The organism is Oceanicaulis sp., assembly GCF_965249665.1.
GTDB lineage: Bacteria > Pseudomonadota > Alphaproteobacteria > Caulobacterales > Maricaulaceae > Oceanicaulis.
Genome location: NZ_OZ252247.1, coordinates 795,576 through 811,828 on the forward strand (window position 1 = coordinate 795,576; position 16,253 = coordinate 811,828).

Annotated in this window: 13 protein-coding genes and 1 pseudogene; 1 reads left to right on the forward strand and 13 read right to left on the reverse strand. The window is 52.3% G+C overall.

Features of this window, described 5'->3' with window-relative positions; genetic code table 11:
• Positions 1 to 12: 12 nt before the first annotated feature.
• Both ACP154_RS03780 and ACP154_RS03785 read right to left on the reverse strand, forming a co-directional pair.
• Positions 13 to 1,278, reverse strand: a complete 1,266-nt coding sequence (locus ACP154_RS03780) for a relaxase/mobilization nuclease domain-containing protein (RefSeq protein ID WP_421856600.1) — start codon at positions 1,276 to 1,278, stop codon at positions 13 to 15.
• Positions 1,275 to 1,718, reverse strand: a complete 444-nt coding sequence (locus ACP154_RS03785; RefSeq protein WP_421856597.1) for a hypothetical protein — start codon at positions 1,716 to 1,718, stop codon at positions 1,275 to 1,277. Before ACP154_RS03785 ends, ACP154_RS03780 begins: the two co-directional genes overlap by 4 nt.
• A 541-nt stretch (positions 1,719 to 2,259) precedes the next feature.
• On the opposite strand from ACP154_RS03785, the pseudogene ACP154_RS03790 reads away from it, so the two are divergent.
• Positions 2,260 to 3,560, forward strand: a pseudogene (locus ACP154_RS03790) (UDP-glucose dehydrogenase family protein).
• Between the two features lie 152 nt (positions 3,561 to 3,712).
• On the opposite strand, the gene ACP154_RS03795 reads toward ACP154_RS03790, so the two are convergent.
• From ACP154_RS03795 to ACP154_RS03845, 11 genes are all read right to left on the reverse strand, one after another.
• Complete coding sequence (locus ACP154_RS03795; protein ID WP_421856594.1) at positions 3,713 to 4,627, reverse strand: glycosyltransferase family 2 protein; 915 nt, start codon at positions 4,625 to 4,627, stop codon at positions 3,713 to 3,715.
• The gene (locus tag ACP154_RS03800) at positions 4,620 to 5,162 is read right to left on the reverse strand and encodes a putative colanic acid biosynthesis acetyltransferase (protein ID WP_421861404.1); all 543 of its coding nucleotides are present in this window, start codon (positions 5,160 to 5,162) and stop codon (positions 4,620 to 4,622) included. Before ACP154_RS03800 ends, ACP154_RS03795 begins: the two co-directional genes overlap by 8 nt.
• 62 nt (positions 5,163 to 5,224) lie before the next feature.
• On the reverse strand, positions 5,225 to 6,385 hold the full coding sequence (locus tag ACP154_RS03805) for a glycosyltransferase (RefSeq protein ID WP_421856591.1): 1,161 nt from the start codon (positions 6,383 to 6,385) through the stop codon (positions 5,225 to 5,227).
• Between the two features lie 5 nt (positions 6,386 to 6,390).
• Positions 6,391 to 7,623, reverse strand: a complete 1,233-nt coding sequence (locus ACP154_RS03810; RefSeq protein ID WP_421856588.1) for a polysaccharide pyruvyl transferase family protein — start codon at positions 7,621 to 7,623, stop codon at positions 6,391 to 6,393.
• Between the two features lie 40 nt (positions 7,624 to 7,663).
• Positions 7,664 to 8,956, reverse strand: a complete 1,293-nt coding sequence (locus ACP154_RS03815; protein ID WP_421856585.1) for an O-antigen polymerase — start codon at positions 8,954 to 8,956, stop codon at positions 7,664 to 7,666.
• Positions 8,953 to 10,227 (reverse strand): hypothetical protein, encoded by a 1,275-nt coding sequence (locus tag ACP154_RS03820; RefSeq protein WP_421856582.1) that lies wholly within the window; start codon positions 10,225 to 10,227, stop codon positions 8,953 to 8,955. The genes ACP154_RS03815 and ACP154_RS03820 overlap by 4 nt, the downstream gene beginning before the upstream one ends.
• Before the next feature lies 1 nt (position 10,228).
• Positions 10,229 to 11,167, reverse strand: coding sequence for a GDP-L-fucose synthase (gene fcl / locus ACP154_RS03825; protein WP_421861401.1), 939 nt, complete (start codon positions 11,165 to 11,167; stop codon positions 10,229 to 10,231).
• 5 nt (positions 11,168 to 11,172) lie between these two features.
• Positions 11,173 to 11,829, reverse strand: a complete 657-nt coding sequence (locus ACP154_RS03830; RefSeq protein ID WP_421856579.1) for a class I SAM-dependent methyltransferase — start codon at positions 11,827 to 11,829, stop codon at positions 11,173 to 11,175.
• Between the two features lie 91 nt (positions 11,830 to 11,920).
• Positions 11,921 to 13,045, reverse strand: coding sequence for a GDP-mannose 4,6-dehydratase (gene gmd / locus ACP154_RS03835; protein ID WP_421856576.1), 1,125 nt, complete (start codon positions 13,043 to 13,045; stop codon positions 11,921 to 11,923).
• Between the two features lie 8 nt (positions 13,046 to 13,053).
• A complete protein-coding gene (locus ACP154_RS03840; RefSeq protein ID WP_421856573.1) occupies positions 13,054 to 14,367 on the reverse strand; it encodes a WcaI family glycosyltransferase in 1,314 nt (437 codons plus the stop codon).
• Positions 14,368 to 14,380: 13 nt separating this feature from the next.
• Positions 14,381 to 15,805 carry an exopolysaccharide biosynthesis polyprenyl glycosylphosphotransferase gene (locus ACP154_RS03845; protein WP_424993764.1) on the reverse strand — a complete coding sequence of 475 codons (1,425 nt, stop codon included), beginning with the start codon at positions 15,803 to 15,805 and terminating at the stop codon, positions 14,381 to 14,383.
• Positions 15,806 to 16,253: the final 448 nt, after the last annotated feature.

The window sequence follows — 16,253 nt, forward strand, 5'->3', positions numbered from 1 at the left end:
TCCAATTTATCTTTATCGTTCCAGGTCCAGATTCCGCGATGATAGCACTTTTGCGGATCGTTGTAGATGCTTGCGCATTTGCTCGTATCTGCGTTGCTCATCAGTGAGAGAAAGTTTCAATTCGGCCTGACGTTGATGCTGTTGCTTCAGTTCGCGGCTAAGTTCGCGACGTTGATCTAAGTGCTCAAAGATGAGTGCATCCAACTCGGAAAGATCGCGAACCCGGCACTGCCAAGCCTCAAATTCATTTTCTTGCTTGATCCGACGCGTCTCGCCCCGCAGCATGTCCCACATACCAGCGATTCCGGAGCGATAGCGATCCTGCCGTCTTTGGGCTTCGACAATAGTGCGCTTACGATGACGTTCTTCCAGCGACTTCCTCTCCGCTATTTGCACGCGGACAAGCTCTTTGCGCTGCTTGTTTAGAGCCTCACGCTCCACTCTCGCCTTGGCGCGCCGTTCAGCTTCCAGGCGTTGCATCGCCGGTGTCATGGCCAATGCGGTCTCGGCTTTAGCCGCCTCGACGTTCTTTAGAGAGGCAGAAGGCCCGACCTTCTCACGAACGGCCTTCGTTTTGATGCCAAGCCATTTGGGAAGTGAATAAATCTCGCAGTCCCGATCAAGGACAACAAAACCACGTCGATCGCCTTTTGCGAGGGTGAACCCCCGTTCTCCAAGCGCTTCCACCAATGCCAACTTGGAATTAGAGATGGCCCAAGCATCTTGCAGCGCTGATTTGATCGCTCGTGGGTCCTTCCCAACGCGCCGAGCCTGTTGCCATTCGGCGAGCGAGAAATTCTTCGGATCACGGGCGTCGCGATCAATCAGACCAGTCGGCAACTCCCACCCATGCTCTCTGTAGATTTCGCGGGACACGTCTCTCAGCTTCCGATGAGAGTGAGAAAGCTGGATCGCTGTCATGTTGACCGTATCTATCCGGCTCCACACAGCATGAGCATGACGACGCCCATTCTTTTCATGAAAGACGATGGCACGAGGCTGGCCTTCCAGTCCGAGCTTTTTCTCGACCTTATCGATCGCGGCCTCAAACTCTGAAACAGCCACCAACTCCTTTTCGGGTGGATTCAGGCTCAGCGAGAACAAAAACTGTTTGCAGCGCGTGCCCTTGCTGATCGCCTGCGCTTCTCCAAAAGCGCCCATCAAGTCATCGGCCACAAAGCCGCGAAGCTCATACAGCTCGACGTGATCGTTCTCATCTTTCATGAGGTGAACTGCCAGGTCTTTCGCGCCGCCGCGTTGATTGCCATTGAGGATCATGACGGCCCCTCAGTGCCCGTCCGAAGTGCCCTCATGAGTTCTTCGCGCATGGTCTGAATATCAGCGCATGCGCTTACCAATTCAGCTTCGAGGTCAGGCCCCAACGGCAGTGTCCCGTTGTTGATGCCTTTTGCAATCTGATTGAGATTGGAGGCGAGGCGTGAATTGCCCAAGATGCTCAGCGCTCTCGCTAGAGCTATACGGTCAACAGTCGGCCTGCGTTGGCGTGACTTTCGCGGCTCTGCATCATCACCGAACAGGCGCTTTCTGATATAAGCGCCGAGCGACATGCCATTGGCCATGTGTTCCAGCTTTGCGCGCTCTCCAACGGTCAAACGCAGGGAGAATGGCGGTGCGGGCTTGGATTTGTCTTGCTGCGCCGCAGCAGCCTTGAAACGGGCGCTAACGCCCATCTTTGCTGCTTTCTCAAGGCCGCTCATAGCTGCGGCCCCTTTGGCTTCTGAGAGATAGCTTGGAAGTCTATCTCAGAGTGTTTGAGTTGGTGCTCCCAATCCTGTAATGTTTCAAATAGCGCGTTCGAAGAATTACCTTCAAGGCGCGCCATATTTTGTTGGAACTCACAGAACGTTGGACATAATCCAATTTAGTTGGATAGCTTTGAAGCTCTCGCCAGCCTGTGAACTGCATACTGTTTACGTGCGCCACATCCTTTGGCCTCGCCAAGTATCTGTCATTAAAACATTTTATGCCTCCGAAGGCAGAGGTCAGAGGTTCGGACCCTCTTGGATACGCCATTATTTTCAATGACTTAGGCGTTCTGCAAATTTTCAGCGAAAGCTCTAGTCACCACCCTGTCACCACGCTTATGGAAAACGCTTTATCGGGGCAGATCTCTGCCTTACCTATTTGCCCCGGGCCAATCGAATCTCCATCAATAGGCTAAACAGCAATGGCTCTTCTTCCAGTTGTTGGAATTGTGCGCTTCCATTAAACCCGTATCGGGCAATCTTGGAGGACAATATGCGCGTAGCAATGATCGGCACTGGATATGTGGGTCTGGTCTCGGGGGCGTGTTTTGCTGATTTTGGTCACCATGTGACCTGCATCGACAAGAACGCTGAGAAGATCGACCAGCTGCGCTCTGGCGGGGTGCCGATTTACGAGCCGGGCCTTGATCTTTTGATCGAGCGCAATGTGCGCTAGGGGCGTCTTGATTTTGAAACCGATCTGACGGACGCGGTGAAAGCCGCGGTGTGGTGTTCATCGCAGTAGGCACGCCGTCGCGTCGCGGCGATGGCCATGCGGATCTGAGCTATGTGTACGCCGCGGCAAAAGAGATCGCCCGGTCCATGGACGGGTTCACGGTTGTGGTGACCAAGTCCACCGTTCCGGTGGGGACAGGCGATGAGGTCGAGGCGGTGATCCGCAAGACGCTGCCTGACGCCGGGTTCGCTGTGGTGTCCAACCCTGAGTTTCTGAGCGAAGGCGCCGCGATCGAGGACTTCAAGCGCCCGGATCGCGTAGTGGTGGGTGTGGAGAACGACCAGGCGCGCGAGGTGATGCGCGCGCTTTATCGCCCGCTGTTTTTGAATGAGACCCCGATCGTATTCACCGCGCGCCGGACGTCCGAGCTGATCAAGTATGCCGCAAACGCATTACTGGCGATGAAGATCACCTTCATCAACGAGATGGCGGATCTGTGCGAGGCGGTCGGCGCGGATGTGCAGCATGTGGCCAAGGGCATCGGCCTTGACAATCGGATCGGGAACAAGTTCCTGCATGCCGGTCCGGGCTATGGCGGGTCGTGCTTCCCCAAGGACACGTTGGCGCTGACCCGCACGGCCCAGGAATATGACAGCCCGGTGCGACTGGTGGAGACGGTGGTCGAGATCAATGACGCTCGCAAAGCGGCGATGGCGGACAAGGTCATCGAGGCGTGCGACGGCGATGTGGCGGGCAAGACCGTGGCGGTGCTGGGTCTGACCTTCAAGCCTAATACGGATGATATGCGCGACGCGCCCAGCCTCGACCTCATTCCGGCGCTTCAGAAAGCCGGCGCGAAGATCAAGGCCTATGACCCGGCCGGGGCGCTGGAAGCGGAGAAGCTTCTGGACAATGTCGAGATGACGTCAGGTGCTTACCTGTGTGCGGAAGATGCCGATGTGCTGGTGATCATCACCGAGTGGAACCAGTTCCGGGCGCTTGATCTGGACCGTGTCAGGGAAGCCATGAAGGGCTCACCCCTTGTCGACCTGCGCAATATCTACGATGCCGCAGACATGAAAGAGCGCGGCTTTCATTATGTCAGCGTCGGACGGTAAATCCCTTATCCTTTGACAGTAACTCAAAGGATAAGGGAGTCGCGTGTCCGCCTTCCATCCTAGACTGCCCTAACGGCACCCTGATCGAGCTCGCCATACTACCGCGCGTCGTCAGCGATGCAGAGTACAGGCGATGACGGGGTGAAGGGGGGTTACCCTAGTCTAAGCCCGGTAAGGCGCGTTAGCTCAAGCCGCCGCTCGTCCCGCCCTGGCAGATCGCGGATCGCCCGATCGAGCTCCAACACCTTTGCGCCGACAAGGAAGCGGTACCAGAACCCTTGGAGGAAGTGGTAGATTAACCCCTCTCGACCGTCGAGAAAGCCGAGCTGGATGAAATAGCGATAGAGGAAGTAGAAAAGAGGCCCGGTCCAGAGGGGCAACCGATTATACAATCGCTCTTTTAGGAATCGCTTAGTAGATGCCTGCACGGACGTACTCTCCGTCGATAGAGCTTCGTCGCGTGAAAATAGGTCGTATCGCTGATTCAGCACATCGACCGCTTCACGTGTGGCGTATTTGTTGTGCTTTTCGGTGAAAAAGCTGAGGTCATTAAGATTGACGTCTGAAAACCCGCCTTCGAACGTCACCGTCGTTCCGCCTTCCAGGATCATGTGCTCGTCCATCCAGCGTTGTTCGATCCGACCGAAACCACGTCGCCAAAGGCGTAACAGGACGAGCGGATAGCGCCCGCCATGGCGGATGAACCGGCCCATGAAGATATGCTTGCGCTTCAGGTTCACCCCGGTGACTTCGGCAGGAAGAGTGGGCAATTCCTCGGCAATTCGGGCCACGAGGTCGGGCTCTATAACCTCGTCGGCGTCCAGTCGCATAACCCAGTTAGCCGTGATCGGAGCGTTGTCCAGTGCCCATTGGAACTGAACTGCGTAGTTCACCCATGGATTGTGCAGCACGGTCGCTCCAAGGGCACTAGCTAGCTCGATGGTGCGGTCGATCGATCCTGAATCTATAATAAAAATCTCGTTGGAGAGCGCGCGCACCGAGGTAATCGCTCGCTGAATGTGACGTTCCTCATTATGGGTGAGGATGATAACGGCCAGGTCAGTCATGTGCGTTGCCTCTGCGCTTGCGGGCTCGTATCGGCTTTGCAGGATTGCCGGCGTAAACGGTCCATGGATCCAGAGACTTGACCGTCACCCCACGCGCTCCCAATACGGCCCCCTCTCCGATCCCTGTTCCGGGCCCGACAAACGCCTCCGAGGCAATCCACGCGTCCGCGCCGATGATTATCGGGAAGGCGCGAAGCTGAAAATCGGGGTCGTCAATATCGTGTGTCCCGCCGCACAGATGCGCGCGCTGTGAAACGATTGCCCGCTCACCGATTTCGATCCGGTCCATGCAATAGCAGATCACGTCTGGCCCCAGCGTTGCCTGAGCGCCAATCGAGAGATTGGGTGGATACCAGACTTTCGCGCTCCCATAGATGTTCGCTGAGCTGTGAACCTGTGCGCCAAAGGCTCGCAAAAGAAGCACGCGCCATCGCCTGGCTTGGGGCGGCGTCCAGGACGCCAACACCGCCCAAGCGATCTTCCATGCCATACGCAGTAACCGATGGCGAAGCGGATAACTCGCCCCACCTTCCATCGGCTTGTGTGTTGAGCGAGAAGCTTCCAGCGGGGCGGTCACGAAACTCTTTCTCCGGGACACTAATCACCAACTCTCACAGAACTGACTGCCGAATGATAAAGATCGGCTAGGTCCACCCTGACGTTCTCAATGGCAAATTTGGCCTTGGCGATCTCAAGAGAAGCAGCAGACGCAATACTACGTTCCTGCGATGAAAGATTGAATGCTCGCTCGATTCCTTTGGCGATACCATAAGTATCCGATGAGAGCCGGAACGCCGCGCCACTGGAATAACCTACCGGCAGATTGCACTCAGGTGTCAGTAGTGCTGGCACTCCGGCTGACCATGACTCAATGACGGACATTGGAAGACCTTCGCTTTTGGACGGAAGAATGAAGAAAGATGCAGCACTAAGGGTGCGCGTCTTTTCTTCCCCATACTGCGGTCCAACAAATTCTGCATTACTATACTTGACGCGCAGTCTTTCGATTGCTTTATCAAATCCTGACAATCCGTCACTCCAACCAGCAATAATTAATTGGCCCTGCGTTCTAAATAATTCACTGCTGGAAGATAATTTATCCCATGCTTCACATAGTTCTAGGCAACCCTTTTTTTCATGTATTCTCCCCAAATACAGAAATAGAACTCTATTCCCATACTCAGAACGCCACCAAGTCGGCCGTTGGCAATCACTCAAAAAAGGATCGACATAGTTCGGTATAACGGATACGCGATCCCGGGTTGCGTATTCCGCAACATCTTGGCGCTCTACCTCTGTCAGGACGTGGAATTTCGTCGCATTTCGCAAAAAATTATCATGAAATGCAAGGCTAACCATTGACTTTAAAAACTTTGATCTTTTGCGAATCCAAGGCTGAAGCATGCCGTGAGGGCTGATGATGTAGGGCTTGTGAGCGCGGGACGCCCAGAGATGTACGGCGAGACAGTGTCCCATCCATATTCCATGAACGTGAATCACGTCGGGATCATACTCCGCAAGTGCTCGGTATAGGGAATGTGAGTACGAGAACCGCCGGGGTGGCCATGGAGAGAACAGGCTAGGAGGTGCACCGTCCCACGAAGCAACATCGGCGGCGGAGTGCTCATCATGAAGGGAAAACGTCCGAGCCTCGATCCCATCCTTAGCACCAACCGCTTTAGAGAGGAGACGGACAGACTCTGAAACGCCGCCACCAGTTCTAGAAATGGAGGGACATACGTGGGCTACGCGTATCATCTGACCTAACTCGTCTGGATAAGATTGATGACGGCACTCAATCGCTTGAACTTCTTACGGTAACGATTCACTGCCCCCGCGATCTCCACTTCTGCAGCGGCCAAATCAGCTAAATCAATGCGGATTAACCGCTCAGCAACCTGAAGCTCCAAATCATCGATATTTAGCACACGATGTGATAAACCCAAGTCCTTCATGATAAATTCTGTTTTAGGCAGATAGGAAACAGCAATAGTTGGGCGGCCGAGACAAAGAGCAAAAATACACGAATGAAATCGTGTCCCGATAAAGATTTGAGATTTGCGTATCAATGCACGAAGCGTATTAGGCTCTCGAGGGATACGGTCCACCAGAACCGGAGAACTAGCCCGCTTTTGAATCTCGAGCGCAGCAGAAATATCATCATTTACTTGATTAAAAATAACACTGCGAAGCCCATAAACAGAATAAACAAAGTCTGCAATCTGAGCCATACTGTTTAAATAGGATTGCTTAGCAGCATTTGGATGCTGATGTTGCGGAAATTTCCAGTCAACGCAGGTCATACCGATTATTTTCTCATTACTAACGACGCCGATTTCAGCAAGTGCCGATCCGATGATATTATCGTCGTCTAGTACATCCTCGTTCCAGAATGCACTATCACCTGTTTGATAAATAGATTCCGTATCAAGTCCCAGACCGATTAAAAAATTGTATGAGTAACCCTCCCGTGTGCAGATATACTTTACCTGAGACAGAACTTTCTTTGCTGCAAATCGCCCAAATCGGCCATTAATTGGCCCAATACTTTGAGGAGCCAGAACCACCGTTTTACCTAGAAACACCGCTAAGTATATATGGAAGATTGCTATATAATATGCAAAGTTTGTATCATGGATGTATCCACCTGGAGCACTAACTACGATGTCTGATTGGCGAAATTGTTTAACAGTTTCAGCTTGATATTTTGGAAGCAGCCGCTCAAAGCGAAACCCCGGGAGGGATATCGCCAATAAGCTGATGGATAGCCTTACCAAAGTTAGAATGCGATGGAGCCGGCCGTGGCTGTTGCCGATGCGTTCAGTCCAGACGACGTCGGGATGAACTCGCCTAGCATCATCGAGGCCCTCGAACAGGACGCCCGACAACTCAGCTGTGGGTAAGGCCTCCCGAATCTCAGCGATACACTCATCTAGCAAGACGGAGTCACCACGATTAGAGCGACCGTACGCGTTAACGATCAGAACTCTTTTCATAATACCTTCTTCTTTCTCTAAGATATCGAATATTTTCTATTTAGTTAGAGCCTGAAGCCGTCGAGCGAGTTTTGTTAAAACGATGTATCAACGTAACGAATACAAAAATCCAAAACAATGGAATTCCAACTCTAAAAACACCTATGTCAACACCGCCTCGAACCAACACAAAACCAACTAATGGTATTATTATACCAGCACATGCATATCGCAGCGGACAGTTCGTTATCATTGCATTCCGCACCAAACGATTGGTACGACGAAGGACTATACCATACAATAAAGCTATAATTGTCACTCCAAATATTCCCAATGCAATATAGCCCTCACCAAAAATTCCAGGAGGGACGCCCCCCGAGTAGTCACCAAACAAAAAGGCCCGTATCTCAGCAGATAATAATTGAGGCTTGTCAGAATAAATTGATCTAGGAATAAATGAAAGAAAGGCGTTTATATAGGATTGGCCATAATCATATCCCTCACTTTCAGCATACTGTATCGATATAGCTACATGATCAACGTAACTCGTACCTGTCAGTGCTCCCTCAATTATTGACGGAGCATTTTGATCCAAAATGGACGCACCCTGAGCCCGATAACGGGCAGTTAACATCATGTAAGATGCCAGGGCGGTAAAAACCACACCAGCGGACGCGTAAGCAAATAAGCGGAGCGGACGGGCGGAAACGATTTTATCAAGAAATAGTCCGAATATGAATAGAATAAAAACAGACCGCCCCCCTGATGCTAATGTCACTACTGTGCAAAGAGATACTGAGATTATAGCTAGTGCGGTAAGAACAGGTTTCTTACTCAATCGACGATAGCAATGGAAAGCTATAGTTGTTCCGCATATTCCTCCCCAACTGACCAAACTAAAGTAATTTACTGTTGAATTCAGCAGCTGCGCACGCCGATAAGACGCCCCTGTAAACTGGGCCATTCCTCCATAAGATATGGCCATGACACACAAGTATATAGTTAGGCAGGCAATGGATATTGCAAAAATGTAAGCTGTAAGCTTAGCGTCAATTGAATAAGCGATATTTTTATTTGATACGCCTTTCTCGAAGGTTGATAATCTAACTGACCCAATCAATATAGCCACTATCGATGCGAATACTAAAACAGCGAGCGCTTTATCCCCATCAGCTCCCTCAATGTACCGAAAAAAGCCACTAGGTGGCTGATCAGAGAAGAGTACTTGTGTATAGGGCAGAAACCCACCTACAATCACATATAGTGCAAAAAATCCCGTGGCATTTCGAATTCCAGAGTATCGCGCCAGAGCAAGCGTTATTGAAAACGCCGTAAACATAATCATTAATATCATAATTGCGCCCTCCATCTTTGTACTATATAAAAATTTAGAATCGCCACAGTCGTGTGAACCGTTATATCAGAAACGAAAGCTCCTGTTATTCCAACAGTGGGTATTAAAAGAACAGCCGCTCCGCTTCCAAAAATGACAGCAGCTATTCGCACAATGGCGACCCTACTAAATAGACCTCGACCTATAACAATCTCAGTAACTGAGGATGAAACTGACTCTGAGAATATCGACAAGGAAAATAAAATTATGATTAGTCCAATTTGTGCACTAATAGCCGATATGGCGGCAAGGCCATAGACTGCAACAAAAAGCGTTAATGCTATAGATAGATAAAATGGAAGCGTTTGCGCTTGAAACAATTCATTCAAACTTGGTCTGTGTGACTTGGCCCCTGGTCCGACAAGCCTCACAGTGTTTGGAAACGATACTCTTCGCGCGAACCCCACGAACTGCGATGCGGCAGATACGAGGTTCTTTGCATAAGCATAGGCTGCGCCATACTCTACGGGCAGCATGCCGCCGACGATCAAAAGCAATAGCCGTTGATATAGCTGACCGGGCGCTATGGCTGCCATCATTGATATAGTGGATAGCCCAGCACTCCTAAATATTGAAAAATTTATGGTATTTATACTTATACGTGATCCACTTACTAACAGATAAACTGTTTGTAAGCCCACTACAAGAAAATACCCTCCAGCCATTGAAATTCCTAAGACAATCTCATTGAGTCCACCGAAATACAAAATACAGAGTATTAATCCCAATGTCGCAGCAATATATGGGATGCTATTTAAAATACCAGATACACCCGACGCCCCTCGCGAATCTATTAATCCTGCAGAATTTACTGACCAAAAGATCAGTGCAGGCGAAAAAGCTGCAATGAAGTTCGCTATTTTTCCGTCATGATAAATACTGAACGCCATAAGCGATAGCGATAATATTAACATGGTATAAAATAGCCTCCAAATACAAATATAAATAAAATATTCGTCGAAGTGTATATTTTTTTCATCCTGTGATAAGCTATCAACACCATGCCTTGCAAGAATTTGAATGCTGCCACACTCACAAAGCGTAATTAATAACGTTGCTATTGAAAAGTATAATGAAAATGTAAATGCGGATTCGTAATCTTGATTGAAAATTAAGTAGCTATTTACTATAAAAATGGACCCTTGACCCACTACGAAACCTGAAACAAGCCCCACGAAATTGGCCACTTTATATGAAAAGCGCACTTGGAATCGCAGTAGTGCGAGTTTCATCTCAGCCAGCCTTTGCTTGAAGAAAACAAGCGTACGCGTGGGCCAGGCCGTCTCGCAGTGCGATGGTCGGCTCCCAGCCTAGGCCGCGAAGGCGGTCAGCGCTCATAAGCTTACGCGGCGTGCCATCGGGCTTGGACGTATTCTTGGTCAGCTCTCCCTCAAAGCCTACCACCTCCATGACTAGCCGCGCCAGCTGCTCTATAGTGAGGTCCTCGCCCGAGCCTACATTTATATGGCCCTCGTCCGAATACACTTTCATAAGGTGTACAAGGGCGTCCGCGCAGTCATCCACATGGAGGAATTCGCGCATTGGTGCGCCTGTACCCCAGATTTCCATGCTGGCCGCGCCTGTATGCTTCGCCTCGTGTGCCTTGCGGATCAGCGCCGGGATCACATGGCTGGACTTGAGGTCGTAATTGTCCCCTGGACCGTACAGATTGGTCGGCATGGCGGAGATGAAGTCATCCCCATGCTGCCGCCGATAGGCTTGGCACAGTTTGATGCCGGCGATCTTGGCGATGGCGTACCATTCGTTCGTCGGCTCAAGCGCGCCAGTCAAAAGAGCCTCTTCCACGATCGGCTGTACAGAGAATTTGGGATAGATGCATGATGAACCTAGGAACAGCAGCTTCTCAACACCGACCGCATGAGCGGCATGAATGATGTTCGCTGCGATCATCAAGTTCTCATACAGAAAGTCCGCGGGGTAGGTGTCATTGGCGAGAATGCCGCCTACTTTGGCCGCCGGAACGAAAACCGCATCCGGGCGCGCGCGTTCAAGCCAATCGCGCGTCGCGTCCTGTTGGGTTAGGTCTACCTCCTGGCGGGTCACAGTCAGGATCTCAGAAGGCTGCTCAGCGGCGAGCCGACGTACAAGCGCAGAGCCTACCATCCCACGATGGCCCGCAACCCAAATTCTCTTTTTTGCAAGCGGATACATAATAATCACGAAAGCTTATTACTATGAGTTACGGCAAACATCATTGATTTCGCAAGAACAGGTGTACGACCGATACGTTTTATTTCAACAACTTGAAGATCGACTTCATTCAGGAGTTCTGTCAATGTGGCTATAGACCAAAACTTAATGTGCCCGTGATCCCAAAGCGCAGTAAAATGCGCGTCCATTTTTCCCGTTATGGCCAAAGCGAGGTTTTTTAAGTAGCTATGATATGGTGTCGAAATAATAGCTACACCATCAGTTGCCAGTAAAGACTTTATAGTCCTAGCATAATCTCTAGGAGCGTAAACGTGTTCCACAACTTCCAAGCTATATAGAAACTTGAACTTTCCATATTCATGGGCTAGATCATCATACGCACTTCCATTTCTTAAATTTAAAAAAGAATAAGCTTTATTAGCATGCTGAATTCCTTCTACTGAAGGGTCAACACCGATAATATTATACCCTCGTTGATGAAAATGATTAGCCACAGAGCCATTACCACAGCCCAAATCGAAAATACGCTCACTTTTGTCTTTTGGCCCGTATTTATCAAAGAAATATTCCAGTGCAGGCACCAGATAGCCATGAGATTCATTTTGCGTGGAACTCTCATAAACATACCCATCAATGGAAATTTCTTTTGAAGTATATGACATTTACGCCCCTCTTAAACTTGAACCACGAGCTAAACTGAGCACCAAATAAGAGATGAATAACAACTCATAGTCTTAACACCCAACCTAGCCCTTATCGCCCCTCTACTGAGATCGGCATTTCAAGACCATGCTCTTTCATCAAAGCATAGCGTTTCGCGGTTTTCAGGTCTTCCACGACCATCTCCGCACACATTTCCTGTGCCGTGATCTCAGGCGTCCAGCCCAGCTTCTCCTTTGCCTTAATGGGATCTCCTAAAAGGGTCTCCACTTCGGCAGGACGGAAATAACGCGGATCAATACGCATCACCACATCGCCGACACCTACAGCCGGAGCAAGATCACCCTCAACCGCTGTCACGGTCGCCGTTTCCTCAATCCCCTCACCGCGAAATTCCAGCGTCAGGCCCAAATTGCGCGCGGTCCAGACAATGAATTCGCGCACGGAATATTGCACGCCGGTGGCGATGACAAAATCTTCTGCTTCTTCCTGCTGCAGCATCATCCACTGCATGCGAACATAGTCCTTAGCGTGGCCCCAATCGCGCAGAGCATCAATATTGCCCATATACAGGCAAGGCTCCAACCCCAAAGCAATATTACTCAGGCCGCGTGTGATCTTGCGAGTCACGAAGGTTTCACCCCGGCGCGGAGATTCGTGATTGAACAAAATACCGTTGCACGCATACAGCCCATAGGCCTCGCGATAATTCACCGTGATCCAGTACGCGTAGAGCTTGGCTACGGCATAGGGTGAGCGCGGATAGAAAGGCGTCGTCTCGCGTTGGGGCGTTTCTTGAACTAGGCCATAAAGCTCGGATGTGGACGCCTGATAAAAGCGCGTCTTCTTCTCAAGCCCCAGAAAGCGGATCGCTTCGAGCAGACGCAACGCCCCTATGGCGTCCACATCCGCTGTATATTCTGGCGCTTCGAAGCTGACCGCCACATGCGACTGGGCGCCCAGATTATAGATCTCGTCAGGCTCGATATCCCGGATAAGCCGGGTGAGGTTGGACGTATCTGTCAGGTCCCCGTAATGAAGTTTAAGGCGGGCGTTATCTGTATGCGGATCTTCATAGATGTGATCGATGCGGGCCGTATTGAAAATAGATGCACGCCGCTTCACACCGTGAACTTCATACCCCTTGGCCAACAGGAATTCAGCCAAATAGGAACCGTCCTGACCGGTGATGCCGGTGATGAGTGCTGTCTTGGTCAAACTCAAACTCACTTTTTTAAATCCAGCGCAGAAGCGCCGGCGAACTTCTTATTGAGACTGGCTTCAACGCTTTCATTCGCTTGCGTACGGTCTGTTTGATCAATCCAGTCTAAAAGCTGGCTCTCGAAATCCCGCAGGATCGCTTCCATGCGCCAGCGTGACAGGGCGCGCTCCCGCGCCGCTTTGCCAAGTGCAGCCATCTGGTCAGCAGAGGCCGCCAACTCAACAATAGCGTCAGCCAAGGCTTGAACATCTCCAGGCGGCGTAATGCGGCCACAACCCTCCACCTCTGTAGCGAGACCGGAGAGTAGAGGCGTCGTAGCGAGCACGGGCCGGCCTGACGCGAGCATACCCGTCAGTTTGCTAGGCAGAACGAGATCCGCCGCTTCTTCAATCTGAGGCAGAAGGTGAATATCGGCGCCGGCAAGCAAATCGGAGAAGCGATCTTTTGGCTGAAAAGGTCCGAACCTGACATTGGGCAGGTCTGCAGCCTGAGCCTCAAAGTCATGCTTTGTCGGTCCTTCTCCGAAGATAAGAAAGACAAGATCCTGTCGATCTTTCAGCTTGCGAGCAGCGCCCAGAACAACCTCAAGCCCCTGCTTGCGAGAGATGGTTCCCGCATACAGCAATACCGTCTGATCACTTGAGATACCCAGCTCTGAGCGGAAACTGGATTCTTTGGGCGATTGATAGCCAATCGCCTCGACATCGGCCCAGTTTCGAACGAGCGCCGTACGTCCTTGTTCGATCTGTATGGCATGAAGTCGCGCCAACATCGCGTCAGAAATCGTGGTCACATAATCAAAGCGCTCAATGAGTGAGCGCTCGACCCAGGACGCGATCTTGAGCAGTGTCTTGGACTTTATTAGACCCGAGGCGCCCGCAGCGCCGACTTCGAAATCTTGCACGTGCAGGACTGTTGGCGCTTGTGCGGCCCGCCCCGCGGCCAGAGCGGCAGGCGCACCGATCAATGACGGTGCGATCGCCACCACAACATCAGGACGAAAAGCCTTGGATGACTTAACAACGGCCTTTCGTGAACTGGTCAACCAGGACAGATGATGCCGCAAACGACGAAGACCGGTCGGTTCGTTTGGCACATAGATGCCATGGCGCCGCACATCGACTCCGTTGAGGATTTCCCGATCAAGCCCGCCGTCTTCATACCCATCGGCGACTTTCCACTCAGGATAATACGGGCGCGCACAGTGAAATCTGACTTCATGGCCACGCAAAGCAAACCACTCCGCCATTTCTGACGAATACTTGCCTATGCCAACAAATTCCGGAGCATAGTTTATGCCATGAATGAGTATGCGCATCTTATCTAATCAACTAAGCCCCGCGCGCAAAAAGAACTTCACGAACTGTGCGCATCAGGATGACGACATCCCGCCAGAGCGACCAATTGCGCACATAGAAAGCATCAAGTCGCGCGCGCTCGGTGAAGGTGGTCTGATTGCGGCCATTGACCTGACACATGCCGGTGATGCCCGGCCGCATGCGCTTATAGGCGGCGAACTGGACTCCGTATTCGCCGATCTGCTGAACCGTCATGGGGCGCGGCCCCACAAGACTCATATCCCCGCGCAGCACGTTGATCAGCTGGGGCAGCTCATCCAGATTGGTCTTGCGGATGAACTGTCCGACGCGGGTGATGCGCGGGTCCTTGCGCAGTTTCTGGTAGGTCTTCCATTCCGCCGCGATCGCCGGATCGGTCTCGATCATGAGCTGCAGGGTCTCTTCGGCGTTCACCGTCATGGAGCGGAACTTCAGGCAGTCAAACACCTCGCCCCGGCGTCCCACGCGGGTCTGCCGGAAGAAGGCCGGACCGCCATCCGCCCGGATCAGCAGGATGATCGGAACCAGCAGCGGGGACAGCGCGACCAGCGCCAACCCGGCCAGAACCAGGTCAAACCCGCGCTTGAACGCTTTGGCCATGGGACGCGACAGCGGATTGCGGATCTCCATCAGCGTCAGGTCTTCAGGCGGGAAGGTCAGCACTTCGGCATGGTCCGGCACCGGCCCCAGCTGCGGCGACAAAATGAAGGGCACGCCGCGCAAGACCAGCGCTTCGGTGATGAGCGGCTGGAGCGGGTCGCCGCACGAGGGCGCATAGATCACGATGAAGCCGCGCGCTGCAGCCTCGGCCATCTCACTGACCAGATCGTCCGCGCCCAGATCATTGATCGTCGCAAGACTCGTGACTTGGGCGCCAATCTCGTTGCGGCGCTGGATCAGGCCGTTCAGCTCGCTCGACCGCGCCGTGCATGTAAACAGTATGGCCGGGGTGGACCAGGCGTTCATCGCCTTCAGCCCACGACGTGCCAGAAGCCGCCCCGCCATCAGGCTGGGGAAGAGGAGGAGCCAGTAAGACAGCGTCAGCACGCGCGAGCCGACTTCCACCGTGGCGAACTGGGCCATCACCGCGCACAACATGGCGAAGAACACGCCCGCCAGCACCGAACCCATCTGGTCGGCTAGAGCCTGCCGCCGCTGGTAATGCCCTTTCGAGCGGAACCAGATCAGCAAGGTCAGGGTCAGGCTGGTGATGATGAACAGGTGCAACCGGAAGGTGGCGCTATCAATTGCGATGGGATCAAAGCCGACGCTCTGGCGAAAGGCGTTGGTCAGAAGATAAGAGACGCTCGCTGCCAGCACGCCGGCAAACACATCGCCCAGAACCAGCGACGCCAGCTTAAAGCGGCGCGCTGATCTTGAAGAAGGCTCTTCAAGCTCTCCCACGGCTTCGCGTCTCATACTGTCCCCCGATACAAGCTGCTGACCGTCCCTGATCCCCACACACAGCCTCTGCTGCTGTGCAGCATACAATCTATTATTGCGCGCCGTCAGTTGTAAATAAAGGAGCTTTTAATCCTAGGGGGCGGCACGCCCTGTTCGGCCCACCTCACCCGAAGCGAGATTAATCACAAAATATCAGGGACTTCATGACCCACCCGAGTCCCCGCGAACACCAGCCCGGACCTGATCTTGCGGCACACGGCAGACGCGATGAACGCCGCTTTCGAGCCTGCGCAACCCCGACTGCCGTCCGGCAGCCTCCGCATTCAAGCACCAGACGATTTGCCCCTCAGCGGGCCGCGCTTGCGGCCGGATCAACGACAGCCTGCCGCGTATCGGAGCCGCCCAAGGTATTCCAGTACATACATCATTTGACACGCCCTGATGTTCTTGCCCGGCCAGCAGA

Excerpts from the sequence above, each read along its gene's own strand:
- ACP154_RS03780 (WP_421856600.1), bottom strand. The coding sequence starts at position 1,278 with ATGATCCTCAATGGCAATCAACGCGGCGGCGCGAAAGACCTGGCAGTT.
- ACP154_RS03785 (WP_421856597.1), bottom strand. The coding sequence starts at position 1,718 with ATGAGCGGCCTTGAGAAAGCAGCAAAGATGGGCGTTAGCGCCCGTTTC.
- ACP154_RS03795 (WP_421856594.1), bottom strand. The coding sequence starts at position 4,627 with ATGACTGACCTGGCCGTTATCATCCTCACCCATAATGAGGAACGTCAC.
- ACP154_RS03800 (WP_421861404.1), bottom strand. The coding sequence starts at position 5,162 with ATGGAAGGTGGGGCGAGTTATCCGCTTCGCCATCGGTTACTGCGTATG.
- ACP154_RS03805 (WP_421856591.1), bottom strand. The coding sequence starts at position 6,385 with ATGATACGCGTAGCCCACGTATGTCCCTCCATTTCTAGAACTGGTGGC.
- ACP154_RS03810 (WP_421856588.1), bottom strand. The coding sequence starts at position 7,623 with ATGAAAAGAGTTCTGATCGTTAACGCGTACGGTCGCTCTAATCGTGGT.
- ACP154_RS03815 (WP_421856585.1), bottom strand. The coding sequence starts at position 8,956 with ATGATATTAATGATTATGTTTACGGCGTTTTCAATAACGCTTGCTCTG.
- ACP154_RS03820 (WP_421856582.1), bottom strand. The coding sequence starts at position 10,227 with ATGAAACTCGCACTACTGCGATTCCAAGTGCGCTTTTCATATAAAGTG.
- fcl (WP_421861401.1), bottom strand. The coding sequence starts at position 11,167 with ATGTATCCGCTTGCAAAAAAGAGAATTTGGGTTGCGGGCCATCGTGGG.
- ACP154_RS03830 (WP_421856579.1), bottom strand. The coding sequence starts at position 11,829 with ATGTCATATACTTCAAAAGAAATTTCCATTGATGGGTATGTTTATGAG.
- ACP154_RS03840 (WP_421856573.1), bottom strand. The coding sequence starts at position 14,367 with ATGCGCATACTCATTCATGGCATAAACTATGCTCCGGAATTTGTTGGC.
- ACP154_RS03845 (WP_424993764.1), bottom strand. The coding sequence starts at position 15,805 with ATGAGACGCGAAGCCGTGGGAGAGCTTGAAGAGCCTTCTTCAAGATCA.